Here is a 24,340-nt window from a genome sequence, read left to right on the forward strand (position 1 = left end):
TCGTCGCCTTGGTGAGCCGTTACCTCACCAACTAGCTAATCAGACGCGGGTCCATCTAGTAGCGATAGCATTGTAAAGAGGCCATCTTTCCAGATCGGATCATGCAGTCCAATCTCACATCCGGTATTAGCCCCGGTTTCCCGGAGTTATCCCCGTCTACTAGGCAGGTTACCCACGCGTTACTCACCCGTCCGCCACTGACTTTCCCCATGTCCACCCGAAGGCTTCTATGGGTGCTGTCCGTTCGACTTGCATGTGTTAGGCACGCCGCCAGCGTTCGTCCTGAGCCAGGATCAAACTCTCCATAAAGTTTATTTCCTGACCAAAGATTGAACTTTGGCTAATTTCTTAATTACTTCAAAAGAACTGTGTGGTTCTTTTCTTTTTAAATCGCACAACTGTTTAGTTTTCAAAGACCAACTTGTTCCGCCGCCGTTTTAAGCGACTTTTTATATCTTACCACATCATTTGCTGATGTGTCAAGAACTTTGTTGTTGCTATTTTTGGTGCCGCCCGTTGCGAGCGACAAGTAATAATGTATCACGCCCGCAACATCATGTCAACACTTTTTTAGTTTATTTTTTTCACCCAAAGATTCATGTCCTCAAAGCTACCCATAATATCACAATTATTTATTAGTCTACCATTATATCTATAGCCTAATCTATAAAAGACATTATTCATACCAAATGACTGAGCCCTAGCCAATGAATAAGCTGTTATTATTCCTTTAGCTTTAATTTCTTTCTCAAGTTCCCTCATCAAAATACTCATAAATCCAGAACCTCTATACTGAGGGTCAGTAGCACAGTCGGTCATTTCTGCGTTCTTGTTTTTTATGTCCATATCTGCTGAGGCAGCACTTACAATGCGATCACCATCTAGAATTAATTTAAACAAAACATCGTGATACTCCATTAAAGTTGACACATAGCTCATCTTATTTAGAGGAGTAGGATATGATTTAAATACTTCATCATATAGCTGCACTATTTTAGGAATATCATCAGTGGTAGCCGTACGCATAACCAAACCTTCACTTAATTCTGGCTCTATTTCTAATTTTGATGGGTCTTGATGCACTATTTTCTTTATAATTTCATTCTCTTTTTCTATTTTTTCGCTGTACCTTCTATCCTTAGAGTAAAACTTTGCAATAGAATATGCTGTTTCACCGCTATAGTAATATTTAAATACTCCCTCTAACAGATACCCGTGAGTTATGAAATCCTCCCAATCGTCCATTTTAGCTTTAATAAATACCTTATCGAAATCATTTTCCCTAGCTAGATAGTCTAACCTATGGCTTAGATTATGTATATTAGGTCCACTATAGTCTTGAACTACAATTCTCTTATTGTGGCTATCTATAAATACTTTTACTGAATAATCTTCTTCTTCTATTATATAGTCCAATCCAAAAATATGGCCGTGTATGGAGGTAGTAGTTCCTTTATCTAGAGTTATTTCCTGAATATCCATTTAAATTCACCGTTACCAAATACCTATAAATATCTATAAAAATCAGAACAACTTGTAGATATTATGTTTTGTTCCTTGTTCATCGAGTCCGATTTCATAACTAAATAATTATTACTATCGTTTGATATAACTCTCCGAAGGCTTAAATTCCCCATTAACGAATGGGTACACATCAATAGTATCGTTTAGTGATTAAGCTATTGATTTATTAAACAAGGGATAATTTTTGAGATTAATACTAGCATTTAAATCTCTATCAATGTCTAACCCACAAGAGCACTTATATCTTCTATCTGATAGTTTTAAATCTGTTTTTATGCTACCACAATCTGAACATATCTTGCTTGAAGGGTAAAATCTATCTGCTACTATTAATTCAATACCCTTCCACAAGCACTTATATTCAAGTTGTCTTCTGAACTCTCTTAGTGTCTGCTCTTGGATTGCTTTTGATAGTTTCTTATTTTTCATCATACCACTAACATTCAAATCTTCTATTACAATATACTTTGGCTTGGTTCTCACCAAAGATGTTGTTATTTGATGAATATAATTATCCCTTAACCCTTTTATTTTTTTGTACATCTTTTTGAGCTTTATTTCTGATTTTATGATATTTTTAGTTTTATGGTATTTGTAACGGTTTTCACCTGCCTTTCCTATTAAAGTTTTATTTTTATCATACTTTTTTGATATTTTCCGTTGTAACCTCTTATGATTATTAATTAACTTTTTCATTTTTATACTCTTATTTATATTGTCATATTTTTTGTTATCACTGACTACTGCTAAATCTTTAACTCCTAAATCAATACCTATACCTTCTGTTATCTTATTGTCTTCTGCTTTTTCTTTTTCAGCTTCTTTAACACCAACACTAAGCCACCAGTTAAGACCATCAAAGGTAATTCTAGGGTTTGAGTAACTAATGTTTTTGCCAGTAGGTATCCTACCTTTTTCTACTAGCTTAACCCAATTTAGTTTTTGTCTGTTTTTCTTTTTACTCGGACTTAATTTCTCTAGCTTTACATGTGTTTCTGTGATTTTAACTTTGATGTTATCATTATAGAAACTAGGTTTTGATTTTCTCCTGCTTTTAAATTTAGGGAAATTACTATGCCCTTTGAAAAATCTTTTATAACTATCACAAGCATCTTTAATTGCTTGTTTAGTGATGTTGTTAGAGTATTGATTTAACCAGCTATATTCATCTGTTTGCTTTAACTGAGTCAGTTCTTTTCTTAAATCACTGTCAGATATAAACTTATCACCATTTTTATAGTTTTCTTTTTGTCTCTCTAATGCCCAATTGTACGCCCATCTCATAACCCCTGCACATTGGAATAGCTTTGATTTTTGTTTGTTGTTTGGTGAAAACATGACTTTGTATGTCTTAATCATCTTTAGCCAACTCCTTCACCATATTCTTAGCTTTGCTTGCTCTTTTACCTTGTAACCTACAACTGAATCCTGTGACAATTTGAATTAAATCTTCTACCAACATCAGTTATTATTTCAAATGGTTTACCTTGTGCTATTAAGTAGTTTTTAACATTTTCAATTTGCCTTTCCAAATCATCTTTTTGTTTATTACTTGATACTCTACAGTATCCAACTACTATTTTTTCTTGTTTGTGAACTAATCTATTGCCAAACTCTTGTAATTGTTGTTCAGAATAATACTTCATATAATTTTCACCCCCTATTACATTTATCAGGTAAAAATTATAAAACTTTAGCATTTTTAGTAATTTTTTATAAATTTACTTTAACTATTGATCGCCTCTTATATATTTTTCCACTTATTTAGGTTAACATTCATTGCTTTTTTTGGCAAATGTAAAGCTAAATGAAGTCTCTTCTAAATTTGAATTTTTAGTGATTTTTCTTTTAAAAACTTGCATTCGTAATGCTGTAGATGTTATCATGGGCACTAAATAAAAACTAGGAGGTTGTTAATATCTTTAAATTAAACCACAAGTTTAAAAAGTTGATTGTCATTATTGGTGCTCTTCTATTAATTTTTGCTTTGGCTGGATGTGAAAATGAAGCACCCGGAGCGGACGAAAATCAAAACGGAGAATCAGCTGCAGTAGTCAATGGAGAGATAATTCCTCTTTCACAGCTTCAACAGCAGATGGAACAGGTTAAAATGTTCTATGAGCAGCAAGGGGTAGATATCAGTGATAATCCAGAAGAATATGAAATGCTACAGGAGCAAATTTTAGATACATTGATTGATCAAACGCTTATACGTCAAGAGGCTAGTAATCAAGATATAAATGTTCCTCAATCTGATTTAGATAGTGCCATGGAAAGATATAAGTCACAGTTTGGAAGTGAAGAGGAGTTCGGTCAGGCCTTAGAAATGAGTGGTTACACTTTAGATAGCTTTACTAAAACAGTAGAAAAAGATTTATTGGTAGAAATATATCAAGACAGACTTACTAATGGCATTGAAGTAACTAATGAAGAAATTGAAGAGTACTATGAAGTTTTAAAGGCTCAAGATCATGGAGAGGAAGAGCTTCCTAAATTAGATGAAGTAAGAGATCAAATTGAGCAAGGTATAATAGAGCAGAAAAAGAATGAAGTCATCCAAGAAAATTTATTAGAACTTAGAGAAAGTAGTGAGATAGAAAAGTAAAACTAAAGCCATGATACTGAGTATCATGGCTTTAGTTTTACTTTATTTAATTGTCCTCTCTCTCTCGGGCCTTTATTCTAGCTACTGCAACTACTTTATCATTATCACTTAATTTCATCAGCCTAACACCTTGAGTAGTTCTTCCTACACGGCTTATATCAGTTATTTCAAACCTGATTATTATGCCTTCGGCACTTACTACAAGTAATTCATCCCCTTCATCCACAGCTCTAATAGCTACTAGTTTTCCAGTTTTCTCTGTGAGACGAATACCTATTATTCCCTTCCCGCCTCTGCTTTGTACACGAAACTCATCTAAATCTGTTCTCTTACCAAAGCCTTTATCTGTTACAACGAGTACATCAGAGTTATCTCTACACCTAACCATACTTTCCACATAATCGCCTTTGCTAAGTGTTATCCCCTTAACTCCTCTAGATATTCTACCCATGGATCTCACATTTTCTTCTGGGAATCTGATAGTCAATCCATTTCTTGTAGCCAATATCACATCAGCTTGCCCTTTAGTCATCTTGACTCCTATTAATTCATCATTATCATCTATATGGATGGCTATAATTCCATCTTTCCTAGAGGTATCATAAGCACTTAATGCTGTCTTTTTTACAATACCATTTTTGGTAGCCATGAATAAATATGTATCAGAATCAAAAGTCTTTACGGGAATAAGGGCAGTAACAACCTCAGCAGGGGTTAAGCCTAGCAAGTTTATGATTGCAGTACCCTTAGACTGGCGACTACTCTCAGGAATTTCATATACTTTTAAGCGGTATACTTTCCCTTTATTAGTAAATACCATTAAATGATGGTGAGTTGTAGTTACAAACAGATGCTCCACCATATCTGATTCTCTAGTAGCTTGCCCAGCTACACCCCTACCACCACGCTTTTGACTTTTGTAGACATTAGTTGGCATTCTCTTTATATAACCATTATGGGTCATGGTTATAACTACTTCTTCTTCTTCAATTAAATCTTCAATTTCAATCTTTGTATCTTCCTCATTTATTTGAGTACGCCTCTTATCTCCATACTTTTGCTTAACTTCTTCTAACTCTTCTTTAATAATTTTTAAGACCAGATTTTCATCTGCTAGTACAGATTTAAAGTAGGATATCTTATCCAAAAGCTCTTTGTATTCTGCCTCTAATTTTTCTCGTTCCAGACCAGTTAAACGCTGCAATCTCATATCTAAGATGGCCTGAGCCTGTTTCTCGGATAAGTCAAACCCATCCATTAGAGCTTCCTTAGCAATTTCCGTAGTGCGGGATTGCCTAATGGTTTTAATCACAGCATCTAAATTATCTAGGGCTATACGCAGACCCTCTACAATGTGAGCCCTAGCCTCTGCTTTATTTAGTTCGAACTTAGTTCGTCTCACAATCACATCTTTTTGATGCTCAATATAATGCTGTAAAGTGTCTTTTAAAGTTAAAACCTTCGGTTGTCCATCCACCAAGGCCAGCATAATCACACCAAAACTATCTTGTAGCTGAGTCATTTTGTAAAGTTGATTTAAGATTACATGAGGATTAACATCCCTTCTAAGTTCAATGACAATCCTCATTCCCTTTCGGTCTGATTCGTCTCGTAAGTCAGTAATCCCCTCAACCTTTTTATCCCTAACCAAATCAGCTATTTTTTCAATCATGCGAGCCTTATTTACCATAAATGGTATCTCTGTAACTACTATTTGAACTTTACCATTTTTTAGTTGCTCAGTGTGACTGACAGATCTTACTTTAACACTACCCCTACCAGTTGTATAGGCTGATCTAATTCCATCTCTCCCCATAATCATACCACCTGTGGGGAAGTCAGGCCCTGTGATAACTTTAATTAATTCATCAATCTCAATTTCAGGATTATCTATTACTTTGATTAAACCATCCACTACCTCAGTTAAATTATGTGGAGGTATATTAGTAGCCATACCCACGGCTATTCCAGAAGATCCATTTATCAATAAATTTGGAACCTTCGCTGGTAATACTGTAGGCTCCTTAAGAGAATCGTCAAAGTTAGGTGTAAAGTCTACTGTTTCCTTCTGAATATCTGCCAATAGTTCTGACGAGATTTTTGCCATTTTCGCCTCAGTATATCGCATAGCTGCTGCTGAATCACCATCTACTGAACCAAAGTTTCCATGACCATTTACCAATGGGTAACGACTGGAAAAGTTTTGCGCTAAGCGAACCATGGCATCATAAACTGCAGTATCTCCATGAGGATGGTACTTACCCAGTACTTCCCCAACGATTCTAGCTGACTTTTTAAATGATTTCTCTGGATTTAAGCCCAACTCATACATTGCATATAGAATACGTCTGTGTACTGGCTTTAATCCATCCCTTACATCAGGTAATGCTCTGCCTACTATAACGCTCATTGCGTAATCGATGTAAGACTTTTTCATTTCATCTTCTATCTTTATAGGCACCACTTTGCCTTCTTCAAATATGCTCACTTATTTCACCCCTATACATCTAAATTGCGTACATCTTTAGCATGAGTTTGAATAAACTCTCTTCTAGGCTCCACCTTGTCTCCCATTAGGATAGTGAATATTTCATCAGCTTGGATTGCATCATCAAGGGTTACTTGCAGTATAGTTCTAGTTTGGGGATCCATGGTTGTCTCCCAAAGTTGTTCTGCATCCATCTCACCAAGACCCTTATAGCGCTGAATATTGTAGTTAGAACGACCTATTTTTTCTAAAGTTCTTTCCATTTCCTCTTCTGTGTAAGCATAGATACTAGATTTTCCTTTGGCAATTTTGTAAAGAGGAGGCTGAGCAATGTAAACATATCCCTCTTCAACTAAGGGCCTCATGTATCGATAAAAGAAAGTCAATAAAAGTGTTCTAATATGAGAACCATCCACATCGGCATCTGTCATAATTATGAGCTTGTGATACCTGGCCTTAGTTATGTCAAATTCGTCTGATATTCCTGTTCCCAAGGCAGTAATCATAGCTTTTATTTCTTCATTGTTTAGTATTTTATCCAGTCGAGCCTTTTCCACATTGATAATTTTACCCCTTAAAGGCAAAATTGCTTGATAACGGCGTTCTCGCCCCTGCTTAGCAGAACCCCCCGCTGAGTCACCCTCCACTAGGTACAATTCACTTTCACTTGGATCTTTACTTGTACAATCAGCAAGCTTTCCTGGTAGTGAAGTGGATTCGAGAGCACTCTTTCTTCGAGTCAATTCCTTAGCTTTACGAGCAGCCTCTCGAGCTCTTGAGGCGTGTAATGCCTTCTCAATAATTTTTTTAGCATAGGTAGGATTTTCTTCTAAGAACTCACTTAAATTCTCACTTAAAACCGAGTCTACTATACCCCTAACTTCACTATTTCCCAGTTTTGTCTTAGTTTGTCCTTCAAACTGTGGCTCTGGAACTTTGACACTTATAACTGCAGTTAACCCTTCTCTGATATCTTCACCAGTCAGGTTGTTTTCCTTTTCTTTGATGATATTGTTTTTTCTACCGTAATCATTTACAACTCTAGTAAGTGCCGATTTAAATCCATACTCATGGGTACCCCCTTCATGAGTATTTATGTTATTGGCAAAGGAATGAATATTCTCTGTATAACCATCTGTATACTGCATGGCTACCTCTACGTGAACCCCTTCCTTTTCCTTCTCAAAGTAAATTGGGTTTGGTATCAACGCATCTTTATTCTTGTTAATATAGTTTACAAAATCAACAATACCGCCATCGTGTTTGTATACTTTTTCTTGCCCATCTCGATCATCTGATAAAGCTATTTCAAGACCTTTATTTAAAAATGAAAGTTCTCTTAACCTCTTTTTGAGAGTATCAAAGCTATATTCAGTTTCTTCAAATATTTCAGCATCTGGCATAAAAACTATTTCTGTTCCACTTACATCCGTTGTCCCAATTACTTTTAAATCATTTTGTGGTACACCCCGCTCATAGCGCTGAAAATGCTTTTTCCCATCTCTAGATATGGTTACTTCCAACCATTCAGATAGGGCATTTACTACTGACAGGCCTACCCCGTGTAGACCTCCAGATACTTTATACCCTTCACCGCCAAACTTACCTCCAGCATGGAGCATAGTTAAAACAACTTCAACAGCAGGCTTGTCCGCTGATTTGTGTTTATCTACTGGTATTCCTCGTCCGTTATCAACTACTTTTACACTGCCTTGCTTTTCAATTGTTACTTTGATTTTATCGCAATATCCAGCCAAGGCTTCATCAACACTATTATCAACTATTTCGTACACAAGGTGATGTAATCCTCGAGAACTGGTAGAACCAATATACATACCTGGCCTTTTTCTAACTGGCTCTAAGCCCTCCAGCACTTGTATCTGACTGGCACCGTAATTTGAATCCATCTTCTAACCTCCATCCGAAAGAATCGGGTAATATTTTCCCTAAATTAAAATTATACTAGATTTGTTATATTTCTACAAGTTTCTATGGAAAACTTGACTGGCGTTGGAAAATGTAAATTTCCATTGGTGTAAAATGCAAATAAACCGCGAAGTACTTTCTTCACGGTTTTAATCCAATGAGAAGGTCACCTTTTTTCTCATATTAGCTCTCTTGAGGAGAGTAAATGATGAGATAGGAGATAAAAACACCTTTTCATCTGTAATTACATAGGACTTTATTTTTTCATTTTGTGTTGTTCTCTCTAAAAAACCCTCTTCTTCAGCAATCTGAAAGTATTCCTGAGTGGCACCTCGTTTCAAACCGGTCTCTACATTCACTATGGCGATAATTTGCTTTATTGGTACTGCCACATCTCCACCTATATGTAAAAACAAATATTCGACCCCCTCACTATTTAGATTAACCAGATTAAGAGAAATTTAACTGTTTTGCGCTTCCAGATTTAATTATATATATTAGAGCTTCTTTTAAACTAGATTGTGGTAATGCATTTAAGTCAGTTGTAGTTATTATAGTCTGTACTTTTCCTTTGGTTAACTTCAAAAGAAAGTTTCTCCTGCTTTCGTCTAATTCAGACATTACATCATCTAGTAATAACAGAGGGTAACTATCCTTTTCCTCATATATCATCTCTAATTCTGCCAATTTTAAAGAAAGTACACAAGTTCTTTGTTGTCCTTGTGATCCATACACTTTAACTTCCCTTTGATTTACTGTAACTGTAAAGTCGTCTCTATGAGGGCCAACTAGAGTAGTTCCCCGCTTAATTTCGTTATTTCTTTCCCCAACAAGTCTTTCCTCAAATCCCTGTTGAATTTTATTTACATCCCAGCTTATATCATAGGTCAGACTAGAATTGTATTTTATATCTAAGGTTTCCCGAGAGTTTGTAATACTACTGTGCATTACTTGAGCATTCTTCATTAAGCGATTAAGGTAGTCAAACCTTTTGACTAGTATTCTACTCCCATAAAAACTTAGTTGACTATCCCATATAACCAAAGTATCTACACTTTCTCTTTTATAAATCAACTTCTTTAAGAGATTGTTTCTTTGATATAAAACTTTATTGTATTGGGTTAAATAATAGTTGTATTGAGGATTTAATTGAGATATTAAGCTGTCTAGATAGTTACGTCGTTCAGAAGGACTGCCCTTTAATATTTTTAAGTCTTCTGGAGCAAATATAACCGTATTAAAATAATCGCTTGCTTCACCTATTCTACTTCTTTTAACACCATTAACAGTTAGCTTTTTGCCCTTTTCATCATAAGTAAATCCTAATCTATAATCATAATCTTCTCTACTTACATGGGCTAATATTTTAAAGTAACTTTCATTCCAGTTAATTAAATCTTTATCTCTATTAGATCTATGGGCGCTACCTCGACTTAAATAGTAAATTGATTCAAGTAAATTAGTCTTTCCCTGAGCATTTTCTCCAACCAAAATAACCAACATGGCTTCTAAACTTAAGTCTAACTTCTTGTAATTGCGAAAACACTCCAAATGTATATTATTAACTAACACTTTAATCTACTCCTTACTGGACTAGATATTCATATTCTCCTACAGCTATGGTATCTCCTTTTTTTATTGCCTTTCCTCTTTGAGTTGAAATTTCTCCGTTAACCTTTACTTCACCTTCTTTAATTAAGTGCTTTGCTTCTCCACCAGAACTAACTACTTCAGCCCATTTTAAAAATTGGTCAAGCTTTATGGTTTCGGTTTCTAATTTAACAGCTATTTTAGACAAATTTATGCACTCCTTACAGGTAAAATTAGGTAAAGGAAATTCTTCTGTTTTGCAGGTTGAATAATGCATGGACTCAGAGAACCTGTTAGACCCATGTTAATCTCTTCTTCATCTATTACTTTTAATACATCTAATAGATATTTTGCGTTAAATGAAATATCTAATTCATCGCCCTCCATATCAACTATTATTTCTTCGTGGATGTGACCTATTTCAGATGAATGGGAGTTAATTATTAACTTGCCACTATTAATAGAGAGTTTAATATTATTACTTTTTTTCTTCATATCATCATCAAAAGATATTAGTGAAGCCCTTTCTACTGATTCCATGAATTTCTTAGTTTCTATAGTTACTTTTGTTTTAAAGTTTCCAGGTATAACTTGTTTGTAGTTAGGAAATTGACCTTCTATTAGTCGAGAGTGTACACAAATCTTATCAAATCTAAATATAATTTGGTTACTATCACCTATTTCAACTGTAAGCACATCATCTTCATTAACTAGCTTGCTTACTTCACTTAATATTCTTGCTGGCACTATAATGTTTACTCTTTGCTCTAATGTATTCTCTTGTCCATTCATGTTAACTTTTATATCTTTTAAAGCCAATCTATGTGTATCTGTGGTAACCATTGTCAAGTTATTGTCTTCAGTAAAATCCATTAGAACTCCAGTAAAAATCGGTCTGGAATCATCTAATGCTGTTGCTATTGTAACCTGTTTGTTTGCTTTTTTTAGAATGTTTGGATCTACGGTTAGTGCAAATTCTGTATTGACACTTGGAAAAGATGGGAATTCTTCAGGGTCCAAACCATTCATGGTTAGTTGAGAGCTATTGTACTTTATGGTTACAGAGTTTCCCTCATCATTTAATTTAAAGTTTATTGGTGCATTAGGCAATCTTCTTACCAGTTCTGAAAAGTATTTAGAAGGCAGTACTATACTACCTTCAGAGAGCACTTGAACAGGAATAATACATTCAATACCTAACTCTAAGTCTGTACTTCTCAATATTAATTTATTATTTTCACATGATAAGAATATTCCACTGAGAATGGGCATAGTATTTTTGTTAGATACAGCTCGTTGTACAACCTGGACTCCATATAATAGATCTTCTTTTGAGCAATTAAATTCCATACTAAATCCTCCTTATCCACAATTGATAAATCTTTTATAGTTATTAGTTATAATTTAAGTAATATATATAAATATAGTAGAGATAGTAGTAGGCTATGTGAATATGTTGATAACCTATTATTCGACATAATATCCACAAAAAAACCATGTGGATACTTCTTTGGATTATTTACTGAAGTTGTCCACATAGTCACATGGTAAAATGAGCAATTTTATATATCCACAAAGTATTAAGTAGTTACCCACTGTTTATCTACAGATAATTAACTCTTAATTATCCTTTTTTTAGCTTAGAGACTAAATCGCCAATAGTTTGCTGCAGAGACAAATCTTCTTTCAATTCTCTACTTATTTTTTCATGAGCGTGTATCACTGTAGTATGATCTCTGCCGCCAAATTCTTCTCCTATTTTAGGGAGGGAATAGTCTGTAAGTTCTCTACAGAGATACATTGCTATTTGTCTTGGGTAGGATACATTACGTGTTCTCTTTTTACTTTTTAGTTCCTCTAATTTAAGTCCATGAAAACCTGCTATATGTTCTTGAATAAGTTTTGGTGTAATCTTTACAGGCTTTTTATCTGGTAGTATGTCTTTTAGCGCTTCTGAAGCCAATTCTGTAGTTATAGATTTACCTTTGAGAGAAGAATAGGCTACAACCCTCACTAATGCCCCTTCAAGTTCTCTTATATTAGACTGGATTTGTTCTGCTATATACGCCATTGTATCACTGGGTACATTTAAATTTTCTAATGAAGCTTTTTTGCGTAAAATAGCAATTCTAGTCTCAAAATCAGGGGGCTGCATATCAGTAATCAATCCCCATTCAAATCTAGAACGCAGTCTATCCTCTAAAGTTTCTATCTCCTTTGGAGGACGATCACTGGAAATAATAATTTGCTTATTATTTTCGTATAAGGCATTAAATGTATGGAAAAACTCTTCCTGAGTCCTCTCTTTTTTAGCTAAGAATTGAATGTCATCTACCAGAAGAACATCAATATTTCTGTATTTAGCTCTAAAACCAGCAGTGTAATCGTCTCTAATAGAGTTTATCAGTTCATTGACAAAGGTTTCAGAGGAGATATAAACGATTTTAGAACCTGGTTGTTCATTTAGAACATAGTGTCCTATAGCGTGCATTAAATGAGTTTTGCCAAGACCAACACCACCATAGATAAAGAGTGGGTTATAAGCCTTTGATGGTGCTTCCGCTACAGCCAGTGATGCTGCATGAGCAAATCGATTACTATTACCTATTACAAATGTATCAAAAGTGTATTTTGGATTGAGGGTACTATTAGAGTTAAGAGAATTATTGCTCTTATTAATTTTTTTAGGTAACTTTTCTACGATTTCAACTCCATCGTTCTCCATACTTTCTTCATCTTCAAAGTCGATAGAATTTTGTTCATTTTCCGAAGGGATAACAAAAGAGATAGTGAGTGATTTTTCAAACACATTATCTACGACCATTTTAATAGTAGTGCGATAGTGATTTTCAATCCATTCCTTGGCAAAATCATTAGGAACAGCTAATGTAATATTACTATTATCTACATCAACCATATAAACTGATTTTATCCAAGTTTCAAAACTTGGTTTACTTAGTTTCTGTTCTAGTACGTTTAAGCATTGATCCCATAGATGATGTGGTATTGGTTGTTGTGACATAGGTGAACCTCCTCAGACATAAAAGTTATCCACACGAAAACAAATGTTTGTGGATAAAAAAAATGACTTATATAATACACTCACTAAATGAACGTTAAGTCAAGAATAGTATAGATTAATTAGGTGTTATAAAAAACGAACGTAATATGGAAGCATTAGAAAAAAATAGGATTATCCACAATCAAAAAAGACTGTCACTGCTTATATTTGAGTAAGTTATGTACAAGCAGAAAAACAATAAGTGAACACCCTATTGAAAAAAAAAAAGAGAAATGAGGATAAATTTAATAAGACTAAAGTTATACACAGGGTTATCCACACATTGTGCATAACTTTTCAACATTCACAAATTCATTGCAATAACATAATAACAAATCTTATCCACATCTTCAACAGGGAATTTAAAAATAATCCACAGTGGATAACTTTCTGATGTTATATGTGTACAACTCCTGTTGATATCTTATTTCTTGACTTATAATGATTGATAAGATATAATTTGAGATGTGTGTCACTGAAAATAACTTATTTAATATATAGGTAGTAATGAAAGGAGGAAGTAAAATGAAGAGAACATACCAGCCAAAACGAAGAAAGAGAAGCAGAGAACATGGCTTTCTTAAAAGAATGAAGACTAAGTCAGGAAGAAATGTTATTAAGCGCAGAAGAGCTAAGGGTAGAAAGAAATTATCAGCATAAGGCCCCGTAATGGTGGCCTTTTCGTATTTTATGGTTTTTTTGTATAAAATCATATTAAGTTGGTTAATTTATTAAGTTGGTTAATTTATTAAATTGAAGTTATCTTGGAGAGATAAATATGTTGCCAAGTAATTTGAGGTTAAAAAGAAATGAAGATTTTAAAAAGGTCTATAGGCAAGGAAAATCTGTAGCCAGTAGGAATATAGTGTTATACTGGCTTCCTGTAGACAATAAAAATCCGCGATTTGGCTTTTCTGTTTCAAAACGCGTGGGAAACGCTGTTTGCAGAAATAGAGTTAAGCGAGTTTTGCGTGGGGTTGTAATGAAAAAACTAGATAAGCTTCCTAATTACGACTATATTATTATTGCAAGGCAAAATATTGTAAACACAAATTTTGCTGCATTAGAGAAGGAGTTTGATTACTTACTGAGAAAAGGTAAAATATGATATTATTTATGATTATTTAGAAGGAGTTTGGCAATGATTAAGAGAATAATTGTAATGTTAATCGTTTTTTACCAAAAGGGAGTATCTCCTTTTTTAAGTCCAAGATGCAGGTTTTATCCTACTTGTTCTCAATATACATTGGAGGCAATTGAAAAAAGGGGCCTAATTACAGGAGTAGTATTAGGTTTCTTAAGAATATTAAAATGCCACCCTTTTCACCCAGGTGGTTATGACCCAGTAAAGTAAATGTAGAATAGATAAAACTTCTGAAATATCCAGAGGGTGCTCTATTTAACCTTCTGATTTTGATATATATATATGTTTGCTCATAAAAAGGAGGTGGAACCTGCGGTTTATAGAACGCAGGGAAGAATTTGTTCCAAGCAATAATCGACTTTATATCCAATGTACTTCAGTTTTTATTTGAAATCACTGAAACTATAGGAATTCCTAGCTATGGTCTAGCAATAATTATGTTGACTATACTGATAAAACTAGTTTTATTCCCATTAACAAGAAAACAAATGAAATCTATGAAGGCTATGCAGCGCTTACAGCCTGAAATCAAAAAACTTCAGGATAAGTACAAGAATAAACCTGAAAAGGCTCAGCAGGAAATACTAGCTTTATATAAAGAAGAAAAAGTAAATCCTTTAGCAGGGTGTTTGCCTTTAATAGTACAGTTACCAATTCTATTTGCTCTTTTTAGAGCACTTGATACCTTTGAATTTGGAGCAGACCCTGGCTTTTTGTGGGTTCCAAACCTAAGTAATCCAGATCCAATTATTTTACCTTTGTTAGTTGCTAGTACTATGTTTATGCAAATGTTCATACAGCAAAAGCTAACTGGTGCTAATGCAGCCCCTGAGCAGGCGCAAATGCAAAAGATGTTCTTGTATGTAATGCCTATCATGTTAGGTTTTTTTGCTCGAAATTTTCCTGCAGGATTGGCTTTGTATTGGATGATGTTTAGTATTGTGGGCACAATTGAACAACTTATTATTCACAGACCAGCTCTAGGATCCAAAGAGGGGGCGAAATAGGGATGAACACTGTGGAAGTCAAAGGACGAACAGTGGAAGATGCTGTTGCATCTGGTTTAGAACAATTAGGAGTTGAACGTTCACAAGTTGAGGTAGAAATTTTAGAGGAACCAACAAAAGGTTTTTTGGGTTTTATAGGTGGAAAAGACGCATTGGTGAGATTGACAAAAATATTACTGCCACAAGATATTGCAAAAGAACTATTACAACCTATTTTTAAAAGCTATGGAATTACACCTGAAATTATAGTAAAAGAAGAGGAAAATCAAATTAAACTAGAGTTTACAGGTGATAATCTCGGTATACTTATTGGACGACGAGGCGATACTTTAGATGCACTGCAATATTGGATTAATTTATCAATAAATAAGCATTTTGATGATAAAGTAAAATTAATTCTAGATGTTGAGGGATACAGGAAGCGTAGGGAAGAAACACTAATTAAATTGGCGAAGAGGTTATCAAAAAAAGTTAAAGCAACAAGGAGAAAGATTGTTTTGGAGCCTATGAATCCCTTTGAACGGCGTATTATTCATACTGCTCTTCAGGAAGAAAACAATATTCAAACTTTTAGTGAAGGTGACGAGCCATTTAGAAAAGTAGTAATCGCTTTTAAAAGATAAATCCCCAGCCCAGTAATATAAATTACTGGGCTTATTGTATTGTTAATAGAGCTAATGGGAAAATTATGTTTGAGGTGAATTTATGAGTATTACAGATACAATTTCAGCTATAGCAACTCCTCTAGGAGAGGGTAGTATTGGCATTGTCCGCTTAAGTGGAAGTGAAGCTAAAGAAATACTTGCAAAGATTTTTAAGCCAACTAACAAGAGTATTAAGGCACTAGAACTAAATAGTCATACAGTGTATCATGGATACATAGTTGAAGAAAATGACCAGGTAGTAGATGAAGTTTTAGTTACATATATGCAAGGCCCTAGAACTTTTACTAGGGAAGATGTTGTAGAAATTAGCTGCCATGGTGGGGTAGTTCCTTTAAATAAAATTTTAAAATTAACCCTGACTTTAGGTTCTAGGTTAGCTGAACCTGGGGAATTTACCAAAAGGGCTTTCTTAAACGGTAGAATAGATCTTGCTCAAGCAGAGAGTATTATAGATGTAATTAGGGCTAAGACTGATGCTGGCTTGAAAGTGGCAGTAAACCAGTTAGAGGGAAAGCTTTCTGAAAAAATAGTAGTTTTGAGAAATGATTTAGTTTCTATGTTAGCGCAAGTAGAAGCAAATATTGATTTTCCAGAAGAGGATATAGCACCAGTTAATTATGATGAGTTTATAATCAAAACTGAAAACCTATTAAAGGAACTGAATCTGTTAGCGGAATTAGCGGAAGAGGGTAAAGTATATAGGGAAGGTCTTAAAACAGCAATTGTTGGAAAGCCTAATGTTGGTAAATCTAGTTTATTAAATGCTCTGGCAAAGGAAAACAGGGCAATAGTTACTGACATTCCTGGCACTACTAGGGATGTGATCGAAGAGATTATAAATCTCAGAGGCATACCTCTGAAACTAATGGATACAGCAGGTATTAGAAAAACAGAAGATCTAGTTGAAAAAATTGGAGTAAAGAAATCTGAAGCTTTAATAAAAGAAGCTGACTTAGTTTTAGTTATTATAGATATAAATCAAGAACTAAGCGAAGATGATTTAAGGATTATTGAAGCTGCAAAAGATAAGAATAGTATTCTTGTGATGAATAAAGTTGACATAAACGAAAAAGGGTTAAATTTAGAGGCTGAGTTAGCTAAGAAGATAAAAACTATTAACGAAATCCCGATTGTTACTATATCAGCTAAAGAAAAAATTGGCCTTGGTGACTTGGGTAAAACAGTGGAGAAGATTGTACGCAGAAAGGGTACTACTTCAGTGGATAATATAGCTGTTAGTAATACAAGGCACCAAGCCCTTATAAAAAAATCTATAATTCATCTGGGGTCTCTCAAGCATAGTCTAAAATCAGATATGGCAGTTGACTTTTTAAGTATTGATATAAGCTCTTGCTATGAACTGCTGGGAGAGATAATTGGTGAAACTGTGGGCGAAGATTTAATAGATCAGATATTTGCAGATTTCTGTTTAGGTAAGTGATTCTATATTTGAGGTGACTGGGATGAGATATGAGGCTGGAAATTATGATGTTATTGTTGTTGGTACTGGACATGCTGGTTGCGAAGCTGCGTTGGCTGCAGCAAAAATGGGTTGTAAAACTTTAATTGTTTCTTTAAATTTAGATAATGTGGCATTGTTGCCTTGCAATCCTTCAATAGGTGGTCCTGCTAAAGGTCATCTTGTAAGAGAAATAGACGCACTAGGTGGAGAAATGGGTATTAATATAGATAAGACTATGCTTCAAATTAGAATGTTAAATACGGCAAAAGGACCTGCGGTACATGCACTTAGGGCGCAACTGGATAAATTAAAGTATCAGCACAGAATGGCAGCTGTATTAGAAAATCAGATTAATCTTGATGTTAAGCAGATGGTTGTTGAGGATTTAGTTGTGGAAGAGAATAAAGTTGTAGGGATTGTTGGCAAGACTGGAATATTCTATAGTGCTAAAACAGTGATTATTACTAGTGGAACTTATCTAGGTGCCAAGATAATAATCGGAGACATAAGTTATTCCAGTGGACCTAATGGACAAATAACGTCAGGAGCTTTAGGGAAAAAACTTGTAGAATTAGGATTTCAACTAGGCCGTTTCAAAACAGGAACACCACCTAGGATCGATGGTAAAACCATTGATTATGGGCAGACAACTATTCAACCGGGACATAGCGGAAAACTGGGATTTTCTTTTTGGCATTACAGGGAGGAGTTTAGACAAGAGCCCTGTTGGCTGACTCATACTAACGAAAAGACTCATGAGCTGATTAGACAAAATCTGCATCGGTCGCCACTATTTAGTGGGATTATTGAAGGAACTGGTGCTAGATACTGTCCTTCAATCGAGGATAAGGTTACTCGATTTGCTGATAAGCTTAGTCACCAAATTTTCTTAGAGCCAGAAGGAATTGATAAACAAGAGATTTATGTTCAGGGTTTTTCTACTAGCATGCCCGAAGAAGTACAACAAAAAATATTAAGGACTATTAGCGGACTTGAAAAAGCAGAAATAATGCGTCCTGGGTATGCTATTGAATACGATTATATAGTACCAACACAATTGCAACTGACGTTAGAAACTAAAAAAATTAGTGGTTTGTATACTGCTGGACAATTTAATGGTACATCGGGATATGAAGAGGCTGCTGCACAAGGACTTATTGCGGGTATTAACGCCGCATTAAAAGTTAAAGGGGAAGATCCCTTAATATTAAAGAGATCAGATGGTTACATAGGTGTGCTAATTGATGATTTAGTTACTAAAGGAACTAATGAACCATACAGAATGCTTACTTCTAGAGCTGAATATAGGCTTTTACTACGTCAGGATAATGCTGATTTACGATTAACTGAATACGGTTACAAAGTAGGGTTAATTGATGAGAATAAGTATTTTATATTTCAAGAAAAAAAGGCAATGATTGAACTAGAAAGAAGGAGATTAAACTCTTTTATTATCCCGCCAAATAATGAAGAAGTTGCGAAAATATTAGATAAAAAAGGGAGTTCTCCTTTAAAGCACGGAATAGCAGCATCAGAATTATTAAAGCGTCCTGAAATTAACTATGATGACATAAGGCCTATTATAGGAAAACCTGATTATGAAATATTTAAAAGTGCTATTGAACAAATAGTAATTCAACTAAAGTATAGCGGTTATATAGAGAAACAACTAGCCCAGGTAGAACGCTTCAAAAAGTTAGAAAGTAGATTTATACCTGAGGATGTAGATTATAAAACAATTTCTGGTTTGAGAGCTGAAGCCCAACAAAAACTATCTGAAATGAAGCCTAATTCTATTGGTCAGGCCTCTAGAATATCTGGGGTGTCTCCTGCTGATATATCTGTTTTATTAGTCTACTTGGAACAACGCCGACGCAATAAAGGAGAAGTGCAGGAATAATGACAGAGCAGGTTAAACAGGAGTTAAAAAACATTTTATCCAATATAGATTTAAATTTATCAGAAAAAGCTTTAGAAGACTTTAAAAAATATGCTGCTGAGCTGATAAAGTGGAATGAAAAATTCAACTTAACTGCTATAACAGAGATAAGGGACATTGTGGAAAAGCATTTCTACGATTCTCTCTTGGCAGTTAAGGTTATGGATTTTAGTAACGTAAAAAGGATGGTGGATATAGGTACTGGTGCGGGTTTTCCAGGTCTTCCTTTGAAAATTTGCTATCCAGAATTAGATGCCTTATTAGTTGACTCTTTAGCTAAACGTATAGGTTTCTTAGAACATATTTATAGTGAATTAAAACTTGATAATATACAAGCAATTCATGCAAGAGCTGAAGATTTAGGTAAAAATGGAGATCATCGAGAAAAATACGATGTGGTAGTTTCAAGGGCTGTTGCCCCGTTACCTATATTATTAGAATATTCATTGCCCTTAGTGGCTATTGGAGGGTCCTTTATATCCTACAAAGGACCTGAACTTGATAATGAATTAGAGCACTCAAAAAATGCCCTCACAGTTTTAGGAGGCAAAGTAGCTAATATATATAGACACAATCTACCACTATCGGGAAACAATAGAGTATTAGTAGAGATTAAAAAGGAAATACCTACCCCTACTAAATACCCTAGAAAATCAGGGATACCTTCTAAACGTCCACTTTAATGACCAAAAAAATAGACATAGTAATTTATAATATTATGGAGGTAGGAAATGGAACAAAATGCGAGAGAAAACTGGGGCTCCAGACTTGGTTTTATTTTAGCAGCCGCCGGTTCTGCTATCGGGTTAGGGAATATCTGGAGATTCTCCTATACTACAGGCGAACACGGTGGTGCTGCTTTTTTATTCATTTATTTAATTGCAATATTGTTGATAGGTTATCCTCTCATGGCAACTGAGATTGCTATTGGTAGGAAGACACAGAAAAACCCCATAGGTGCATTAAGTACTCTGGCACCTAATACTCCTTGGTGGTTTGTAGGTGCACTAGGGGTTTTTGCTGGTATCATTATTTTATCTTTCTACTCAGTTATATCTGGTTGGGCTTTAGCCTACACATTCAAGTCTTTAGTAGGTTTTGTACCTAACACTAATTTTGAAGTTATGTTTGACAACCATATTACTAGTGTTTGGGAACCAATACTATGGCATGCTATTTTTATGGGATTTACTTTAGCTATTATCGCTGGTGGTGTAGTCAAGGGAATTCAGCGGTGGGCCAAAATACTAATGCCGTTGCTTTTCATTTTACTTATTGCCCTTGTTATTAGAGGAATTACCTTACCAAACGCATGGGAAGGTATTGAATATTTGTTTAGACCAGATTTTACTGCAGTTACTGGCACTACTGTTTTAGCTGCTATTGGTCAGGCTTTTTTCACTTTAAGCTTAGGAATGGGTACACTTGTTACATACGGTAGTTATTTGAAACGAGATGAAAATATAATCAATAGCACTGGATGGATTATCGGTTTAGATACATTTGTTGCTATATTAGCAGGTATTGCTATTTTTCCTGCAGTTTTCTCTCTAGGTTTTTCACCTGACAGTGGGCCTGGATTGGCTTTTATTACTTTACCTGCTGTTTTTGCATCAATGACAGGTGGACAAATATTTGGATTTTTATTTTTCTTACTCTTAAGTGTAGCAGCCCTAACTTCCGCTATTTCCTTGTTAGAGGTTGTTGTAGCTTGGCTAATAGACGAAAAGGGTTGGACCAGAAACAAAGCTTCTTTATTAATGGGCATATTTATTTTTTTAGTTGGGATACCTACAACACTGGGAAATAGTCTTTGGCAGAGTATAACCATCTTAAATATGAGTATTCTAGACTTCTATGACTTCATTTCTGGAAATATTATTCTTCCACTGGGGGGGATGTTATTTTCCATTTTTTCTGGTTATATATGGGGAGCAGTTAATACAAGAAATGAGATTAACAACCCTAAAGGTTGGTTTGATTTCGGAGCTTGGTACGAGATATTAATCAAATACATTATACCCATATCTATTTTCATAGTAATGGTTGTAGGATTAATTGATAGTTTTAAATAATAGACATAGCCTTCTCACTAAAATCTATAAAGTGAGAAGGTTTTTCTATTTATTTAGAGGAAGAACAACTTCCCTTGTTGAATAAACAATTTATTATCTACTTTGATAATTATGTACAGATGGGATATATGTAAAGGATGGTGAATTATTAATGGCAAAAGTTATGGCTATTGCCAATCAAAAAGGGGGAGTTGCCAAGACTACTACTGCAGTGAATTTAAGCGCTTGCTTAGCCTTTCACGAAAAAAAAGTCCTGTTAATTGATATTGACCCCCAGGGTAATGCCAGTAGTGGTTTAGGTATTGATACCACAGTTTTGGATACATGTATTTACGATGTTTTGATAAATAATATGAATTTAGAGGACGTGAAGCTAGACACTACCATAGACTGCCTCCATATCGTTCCTGCTACTATTCAGCTAGCTGGGGCTGAAATTGAATTAGTTCCTGCTATATCCAGAGAGACAAAACTTAAAAAGGCTATCGAGGTAATAAGGGATAAATATGATTATATTATATTAGACTGTCCCCCTTCTTTGGGGCTACTAACAATTAATGCATTAACTGCTGCAGATAGTGTACTAATACCAATACAATGTGAGTACTATGCTCTGGAAGGATTGGGACAACTTATGAACACTGTTAATTTAGTACGCAAAAATTTAAATGCTGAATTAAAAATTGAGGGTGCAGTACTAACTATGTTTGATGCTAGGACAAACTTATCTATTCAAGTGGTAGACGAAGTTAAAAACTATTTTAAAGAAAAAGTTTTTGCTACAATAATTCCACGTAATATACGCTTAAGTGAAGCTCCTAGTCATGGACAACCTATTATAACTTATGATCCAAAATCAAGGGGTTCAGAAGTATACCTGGACCTATCGAAGGAAGTGATGGAAAATGAGTAAAAGAGGTTTAGGAAGAGGGCTATCGGCTATCCTTTCAACAGGTGATGAAGTGAAAGAGGAGTTGAAAGATAGTGAGATAACTAAGTTGGAAATCAAAAACATTCTCAAAAATCCTTTTCAACCTAGAACTAATATTGATAATGAAGGTTTAGAGGAACTAGCTAATTCTATTAAGGAACATGGAATAGTTCAACCAATTGCGGTTAGAACTAAGGGGACAAAATATGAATTAATAGCTGGTGAAAGACGTTTGAGAGCAGCGAAAATGGCAGGGTTATCGCAAATACCTGCTGTAATCATATCCTTGGATGACAGACAAATGGCTGAAGTAGCAATAATTGAAAACATTCAAAGAGAAAACCTAAATGCTATGGATGAAGCTTTTGGATTTCATAGATTAGTAAAAGAGTTTGCCATGACACAAGAGGAGGTAGCAAAAAGAGTTGGAAAGAGTAGACCATACATAGCTAATATGCTGCGCTTAACGAACCTACCTCCTTTAGTACAAGAAATGGTCAGAAATCAAAAACTATCAGCTGGCCATGCTAGAGCTATTTTAGCAATAGATAAGCCGGAGGATCAAGGATTGATTATTCAGCAGATTATTGACAAAAATCTATCTGTCCGACAAACGGAAGAGCTCGTAAAGAACTACTTAGATAAAAGTATAGATGAGGGAAAATGTGCAGAAAAACAAAAACAAAAACATATATCCCCTGAACTACAAGATATAGAAGAACTAATTAGACAAGCTTTGGGTACAAAAGTAGCAATAAAACCTAAAGATAAAAAAGGGAAAAAGGGAAAAATTGAAATTGAATATTACAGCACAGAAGATTTAGACAGGATAATGGATTTGATCTTAAAAGAGAAAAATATAATATAAATTACTAATCGTTTCACGTGAAACATCTGAAAACAATAAAATGTTTCACGTGAAACATTTTATGAAAGGTGATATAAGTGGTTGGGACTATAATAAATGTGGGGGCAATAATAACAGGATCACTATTGGGATGGTTAATAAAAAAAGGAATCCCAGAAAATATGCAGAGAACTATCCTTCAAGGAATTGCACTTATTATACTTGTAATGGGAATAAGTATGGCATTTGAGACTGAAAAAATACTATTTGTACTTCTAAGTTTAGTAATAGGTACTATCTTGGGTGAATTAATGAAAATTGAAGAATGTCTAGGCTGGTTGGGTAAGAAATTAGAGGGTTTTGTAAATAGCAAGTATAGTAATGGCGGCGGTAACGTGGCACGTGCTTTTGTCTTTGCCAGTTTAATATATGCAATAGGACCTATGGCGATTATGGGGGCTCTTGAAGACGGTTTAACTGGCAATTATGATATACTGTTAGTTAAATCTAGTTTGGATGGCATAACTGCTGTAGTTTTTTCTGCTAGTATGGGGATAGGAGTGATTTTTTCCTCTATAACAGTTTTAATTTACCAGGGAGGAATTACTCTGTTTGCAGGTTGGGCAGAGCAGTTCCTAACTGATGTAGTTGTGAATGAAATGACTGCAGTAGGTGGAGTATTGATTATGGGGATTGGGATAAATATGTTGGAATTAGTAAAAATTAAGGTAGGTAATATGCTGCCAAGTATTATTATAATAGTCATATTTGCAACTATTTTTTTATAATGTAGATAAAAATAATGACAAGAATAATAGACTCAGGGAGAAGCTTAGAGTAATGCCAGGGGGATGGTTAAGTGAATCAAGAAGTATTACAGGGGACGTTGAAGAGAATAGTTTTTCAGAAGGAAGAATTTCATATTGCTCAATTAGAAACTGAAAATGGGTTAGAGACAATATTAGGCGATATGTATCAGGTAGCGTGTGACACGTTCGTAATTGAAAAGATTACGCACTACAACCGTTCGGTTGTGGGAGAACTGATAATTCAATAGGTAAAATGAAGGAGTAACG

General features: G+C 34.8%; 23 protein-coding genes, 1 rRNA gene and 1 pseudogene. 14 read left to right on the forward strand and 11 right to left on the reverse strand.

Annotated elements, in window-relative coordinates; all coding sequences use genetic code 11:
- The 4 genes and pseudogenes from GGQ84_RS12535 to GGQ84_RS12550 all read right to left on the reverse strand — a co-directional run.
- A 16S ribosomal RNA gene (locus GGQ84_RS12535) occupies positions 1–309 on the reverse strand; the annotation flags it as partial.
- A gap of 261 nt (positions 310–570) precedes the next feature.
- The gene (ablB, locus tag GGQ84_RS12540) at positions 571–1,482 is read right to left on the reverse strand and encodes a putative beta-lysine N-acetyltransferase (protein WP_429163134.1); all 912 of its coding nucleotides are present in this window, start codon (positions 1,480–1,482) and stop codon (positions 571–573) included.
- 192 nt (positions 1,483–1,674) lie between these two features.
- Positions 1,675–2,883, reverse strand: coding sequence for an RNA-guided endonuclease InsQ/TnpB family protein (locus GGQ84_RS12545; RefSeq protein ID WP_429163136.1), 1,209 nt, complete (start codon positions 2,881–2,883; stop codon positions 1,675–1,677).
- Positions 2,876–3,167 (reverse strand): annotated as a pseudogene (locus GGQ84_RS12550) (recombinase family protein); the annotation flags it as partial. The gene GGQ84_RS12545 and the pseudogene GGQ84_RS12550, both read right to left, overlap by 8 nt.
- A 275-nt stretch (positions 3,168–3,442) precedes the next feature.
- Here GGQ84_RS12550 and GGQ84_RS12555 point away from each other — a divergent pair.
- Positions 3,443–4,129, forward strand: a complete 687-nt coding sequence (locus GGQ84_RS12555) for a SurA N-terminal domain-containing protein (protein WP_429163175.1) — start codon at positions 3,443–3,445, stop codon at positions 4,127–4,129.
- 46 nt (positions 4,130–4,175) lie between these two features.
- Here the strand turns inward: GGQ84_RS12555 and gyrA are convergent, their stop codons facing one another.
- From gyrA to dnaA, 7 genes are all read right to left on the reverse strand, one after another.
- Positions 4,176–6,617 carry a DNA gyrase subunit A gene (gyrA, locus tag GGQ84_RS12560; protein ID WP_429163138.1) on the reverse strand — a complete coding sequence of 814 codons (2,442 nt, stop codon included), beginning with the start codon at positions 6,615–6,617 and terminating at the stop codon, positions 4,176–4,178.
- An 11-nt stretch (positions 6,618–6,628) separates the two neighbouring features.
- Positions 6,629–8,524, reverse strand: a complete 1,896-nt coding sequence (gene gyrB / locus GGQ84_RS12565; RefSeq protein WP_429163140.1) for a DNA topoisomerase (ATP-hydrolyzing) subunit B — start codon at positions 8,522–8,524, stop codon at positions 6,629–6,631.
- Positions 8,525–8,692: 168 nt separating this feature from the next.
- Positions 8,693–8,959 (reverse strand): extracellular matrix regulator RemB, encoded by a 267-nt coding sequence (gene remB, locus GGQ84_RS12570; RefSeq protein ID WP_429163142.1) that lies wholly within the window; start codon positions 8,957–8,959, stop codon positions 8,693–8,695.
- 34 nt (positions 8,960–8,993) lie between these two features.
- The gene (recF, locus tag GGQ84_RS12575) at positions 8,994–10,115 is read right to left on the reverse strand and encodes a DNA replication/repair protein RecF (protein WP_429163144.1); all 1,122 of its coding nucleotides are present in this window, start codon (positions 10,113–10,115) and stop codon (positions 8,994–8,996) included.
- Positions 10,116–10,128: 13 nt separating this feature from the next.
- On the reverse strand, positions 10,129–10,341 hold the full coding sequence (locus tag GGQ84_RS12580) for an RNA-binding S4 domain-containing protein (RefSeq protein ID WP_429163146.1): 213 nt from the start codon (positions 10,339–10,341) through the stop codon (positions 10,129–10,131).
- Positions 10,342–10,343: 2 nt separating this feature from the next.
- The gene (gene dnaN, locus GGQ84_RS12585) at positions 10,344–11,483 is read right to left on the reverse strand and encodes a DNA polymerase III subunit beta (protein ID WP_429163148.1); all 1,140 of its coding nucleotides are present in this window, start codon (positions 11,481–11,483) and stop codon (positions 10,344–10,346) included.
- Positions 11,484–11,757: 274 nt separating this feature from the next.
- Positions 11,758–13,155, reverse strand: a complete 1,398-nt coding sequence (gene dnaA, locus GGQ84_RS12590; RefSeq protein WP_429163150.1) for a chromosomal replication initiator protein DnaA — start codon at positions 13,153–13,155, stop codon at positions 11,758–11,760.
- A gap of 564 nt (positions 13,156–13,719) precedes the next feature.
- On the opposite strand from dnaA, the gene rpmH reads away from it, so the two are divergent.
- The 13 genes from rpmH (at position 13,720) to GGQ84_RS12655 (ending at position 24,321) form a co-directional block, all read left to right on the forward strand.
- On the forward strand, positions 13,720–13,854 hold the full coding sequence (gene rpmH, locus GGQ84_RS12595) for a 50S ribosomal protein L34 (RefSeq protein WP_429163152.1): 135 nt from the start codon (positions 13,720–13,722) through the stop codon (positions 13,852–13,854).
- Positions 13,855–13,972: 118 nt separating this feature from the next.
- The gene (rnpA, locus tag GGQ84_RS12600) at positions 13,973–14,302 is read left to right on the forward strand and encodes a ribonuclease P protein component (protein WP_429163153.1); all 330 of its coding nucleotides are present in this window, start codon (positions 13,973–13,975) and stop codon (positions 14,300–14,302) included.
- Between the two features lie 33 nt (positions 14,303–14,335).
- Positions 14,336–14,548, forward strand: coding sequence for a membrane protein insertion efficiency factor YidD (yidD, locus tag GGQ84_RS12605; RefSeq protein WP_429163155.1), 213 nt, complete (start codon positions 14,336–14,338; stop codon positions 14,546–14,548).
- Between the two features lie 128 nt (positions 14,549–14,676).
- Positions 14,677–15,345 (forward strand): YidC/Oxa1 family membrane protein insertase, encoded by a 669-nt coding sequence (locus GGQ84_RS12610; protein WP_429163157.1) that lies wholly within the window; start codon positions 14,677–14,679, stop codon positions 15,343–15,345.
- A gap of 2 nt (positions 15,346–15,347) precedes the next feature.
- The gene (gene jag / locus GGQ84_RS12615; RefSeq protein ID WP_429163159.1) at positions 15,348–15,968 is read left to right on the forward strand and encodes an RNA-binding cell elongation regulator Jag/EloR; all 621 of its coding nucleotides are present in this window, start codon (positions 15,348–15,350) and stop codon (positions 15,966–15,968) included.
- Between the two features lie 82 nt (positions 15,969–16,050).
- The gene (mnmE, locus tag GGQ84_RS12620; RefSeq protein WP_429163161.1) at positions 16,051–17,451 is read left to right on the forward strand and encodes a tRNA uridine-5-carboxymethylaminomethyl(34) synthesis GTPase MnmE; all 1,401 of its coding nucleotides are present in this window, start codon (positions 16,051–16,053) and stop codon (positions 17,449–17,451) included.
- 22 nt (positions 17,452–17,473) lie between these two features.
- A complete protein-coding gene (gene mnmG, locus GGQ84_RS12625) occupies positions 17,474–19,372 on the forward strand; it encodes a tRNA uridine-5-carboxymethylaminomethyl(34) synthesis enzyme MnmG (RefSeq protein ID WP_429163163.1) in 1,899 nt (632 codons plus the stop codon).
- Positions 19,372–20,094, forward strand: a complete 723-nt coding sequence (gene rsmG, locus GGQ84_RS12630; protein ID WP_429163164.1) for a 16S rRNA (guanine(527)-N(7))-methyltransferase RsmG — start codon at positions 19,372–19,374, stop codon at positions 20,092–20,094. Before mnmG ends, rsmG begins: the two co-directional genes overlap by 1 nt.
- Before the next feature lie 48 nt (positions 20,095–20,142).
- Positions 20,143–21,486, forward strand: coding sequence for a sodium-dependent transporter (locus GGQ84_RS12635; protein WP_429163166.1), 1,344 nt, complete (start codon positions 20,143–20,145; stop codon positions 21,484–21,486).
- A gap of 151 nt (positions 21,487–21,637) precedes the next feature.
- Positions 21,638–22,399 (forward strand): ParA family protein, encoded by a 762-nt coding sequence (locus tag GGQ84_RS12640; RefSeq protein ID WP_429163167.1) that lies wholly within the window; start codon positions 21,638–21,640, stop codon positions 22,397–22,399.
- On the forward strand, positions 22,392–23,285 hold the full coding sequence (locus GGQ84_RS12645) for a ParB/RepB/Spo0J family partition protein (RefSeq protein WP_429163169.1): 894 nt from the start codon (positions 22,392–22,394) through the stop codon (positions 23,283–23,285). The genes GGQ84_RS12640 and GGQ84_RS12645 overlap by 8 nt, the downstream gene beginning before the upstream one ends.
- A gap of 77 nt (positions 23,286–23,362) precedes the next feature.
- Complete coding sequence (locus tag GGQ84_RS12650) at positions 23,363–24,052, forward strand: DUF554 domain-containing protein (RefSeq protein ID WP_429163171.1); 690 nt, start codon at positions 23,363–23,365, stop codon at positions 24,050–24,052.
- A 71-nt stretch (positions 24,053–24,123) separates the two neighbouring features.
- A complete protein-coding gene (locus GGQ84_RS12655) occupies positions 24,124–24,321 on the forward strand; it encodes a hypothetical protein (RefSeq protein WP_429163173.1) in 198 nt (65 codons plus the stop codon).
- Positions 24,322–24,340 lie beyond the last annotated feature (19 nt).

Source organism: Desulfitispora alkaliphila, from assembly GCF_050433185.1.
Taxonomy (GTDB): Bacteria; Bacillota; Desulfitisporia; order Desulfitisporales; family Desulfitisporaceae; genus Desulfitispora; species Desulfitispora alkaliphila.

Excerpts from the sequence above, each read along its gene's own strand:
- ablB (WP_429163134.1), bottom strand. The coding sequence starts at position 1,482 with ATGGATATTCAGGAAATAACTCTAGATAAAGGAACTACTACCTCCATA.
- GGQ84_RS12545 (WP_429163136.1), bottom strand. The coding sequence starts at position 2,883 with ATGATTAAGACATACAAAGTCATGTTTTCACCAAACAACAAACAAAAA.
- gyrB (WP_429163140.1), bottom strand. The coding sequence starts at position 8,524 with ATGGATTCAAATTACGGTGCCAGTCAGATACAAGTGCTGGAGGGCTTA.
- dnaN (WP_429163148.1), bottom strand. The coding sequence starts at position 11,483 with ATGGAATTTAATTGCTCAAAAGAAGATCTATTATATGGAGTCCAGGTT.
- dnaA (WP_429163150.1), bottom strand. The coding sequence starts at position 13,155 with ATGTCACAACAACCAATACCACATCATCTATGGGATCAATGCTTAAAC.
- rpmH (WP_429163152.1), top strand. The coding sequence starts at position 13,720 with ATGAAGAGAACATACCAGCCAAAACGAAGAAAGAGAAGCAGAGAACAT.
- rnpA (WP_429163153.1), top strand. The coding sequence starts at position 13,973 with ATGTTGCCAAGTAATTTGAGGTTAAAAAGAAATGAAGATTTTAAAAAG.
- yidD (WP_429163155.1), top strand. The coding sequence starts at position 14,336 with ATGATTAAGAGAATAATTGTAATGTTAATCGTTTTTTACCAAAAGGGA.
- jag (WP_429163159.1), top strand. The coding sequence starts at position 15,348 with ATGAACACTGTGGAAGTCAAAGGACGAACAGTGGAAGATGCTGTTGCA.
- mnmE (WP_429163161.1), top strand. The coding sequence starts at position 16,051 with ATGAGTATTACAGATACAATTTCAGCTATAGCAACTCCTCTAGGAGAG.
- mnmG (WP_429163163.1), top strand. The coding sequence starts at position 17,474 with ATGAGATATGAGGCTGGAAATTATGATGTTATTGTTGTTGGTACTGGA.
- rsmG (WP_429163164.1), top strand. The coding sequence starts at position 19,372 with ATGACAGAGCAGGTTAAACAGGAGTTAAAAAACATTTTATCCAATATA.
- GGQ84_RS12635 (WP_429163166.1), top strand. The coding sequence starts at position 20,143 with ATGGAACAAAATGCGAGAGAAAACTGGGGCTCCAGACTTGGTTTTATT.
- GGQ84_RS12640 (WP_429163167.1), top strand. The coding sequence starts at position 21,638 with ATGGCAAAAGTTATGGCTATTGCCAATCAAAAAGGGGGAGTTGCCAAG.
- GGQ84_RS12645 (WP_429163169.1), top strand. The coding sequence starts at position 22,392 with ATGAGTAAAAGAGGTTTAGGAAGAGGGCTATCGGCTATCCTTTCAACA.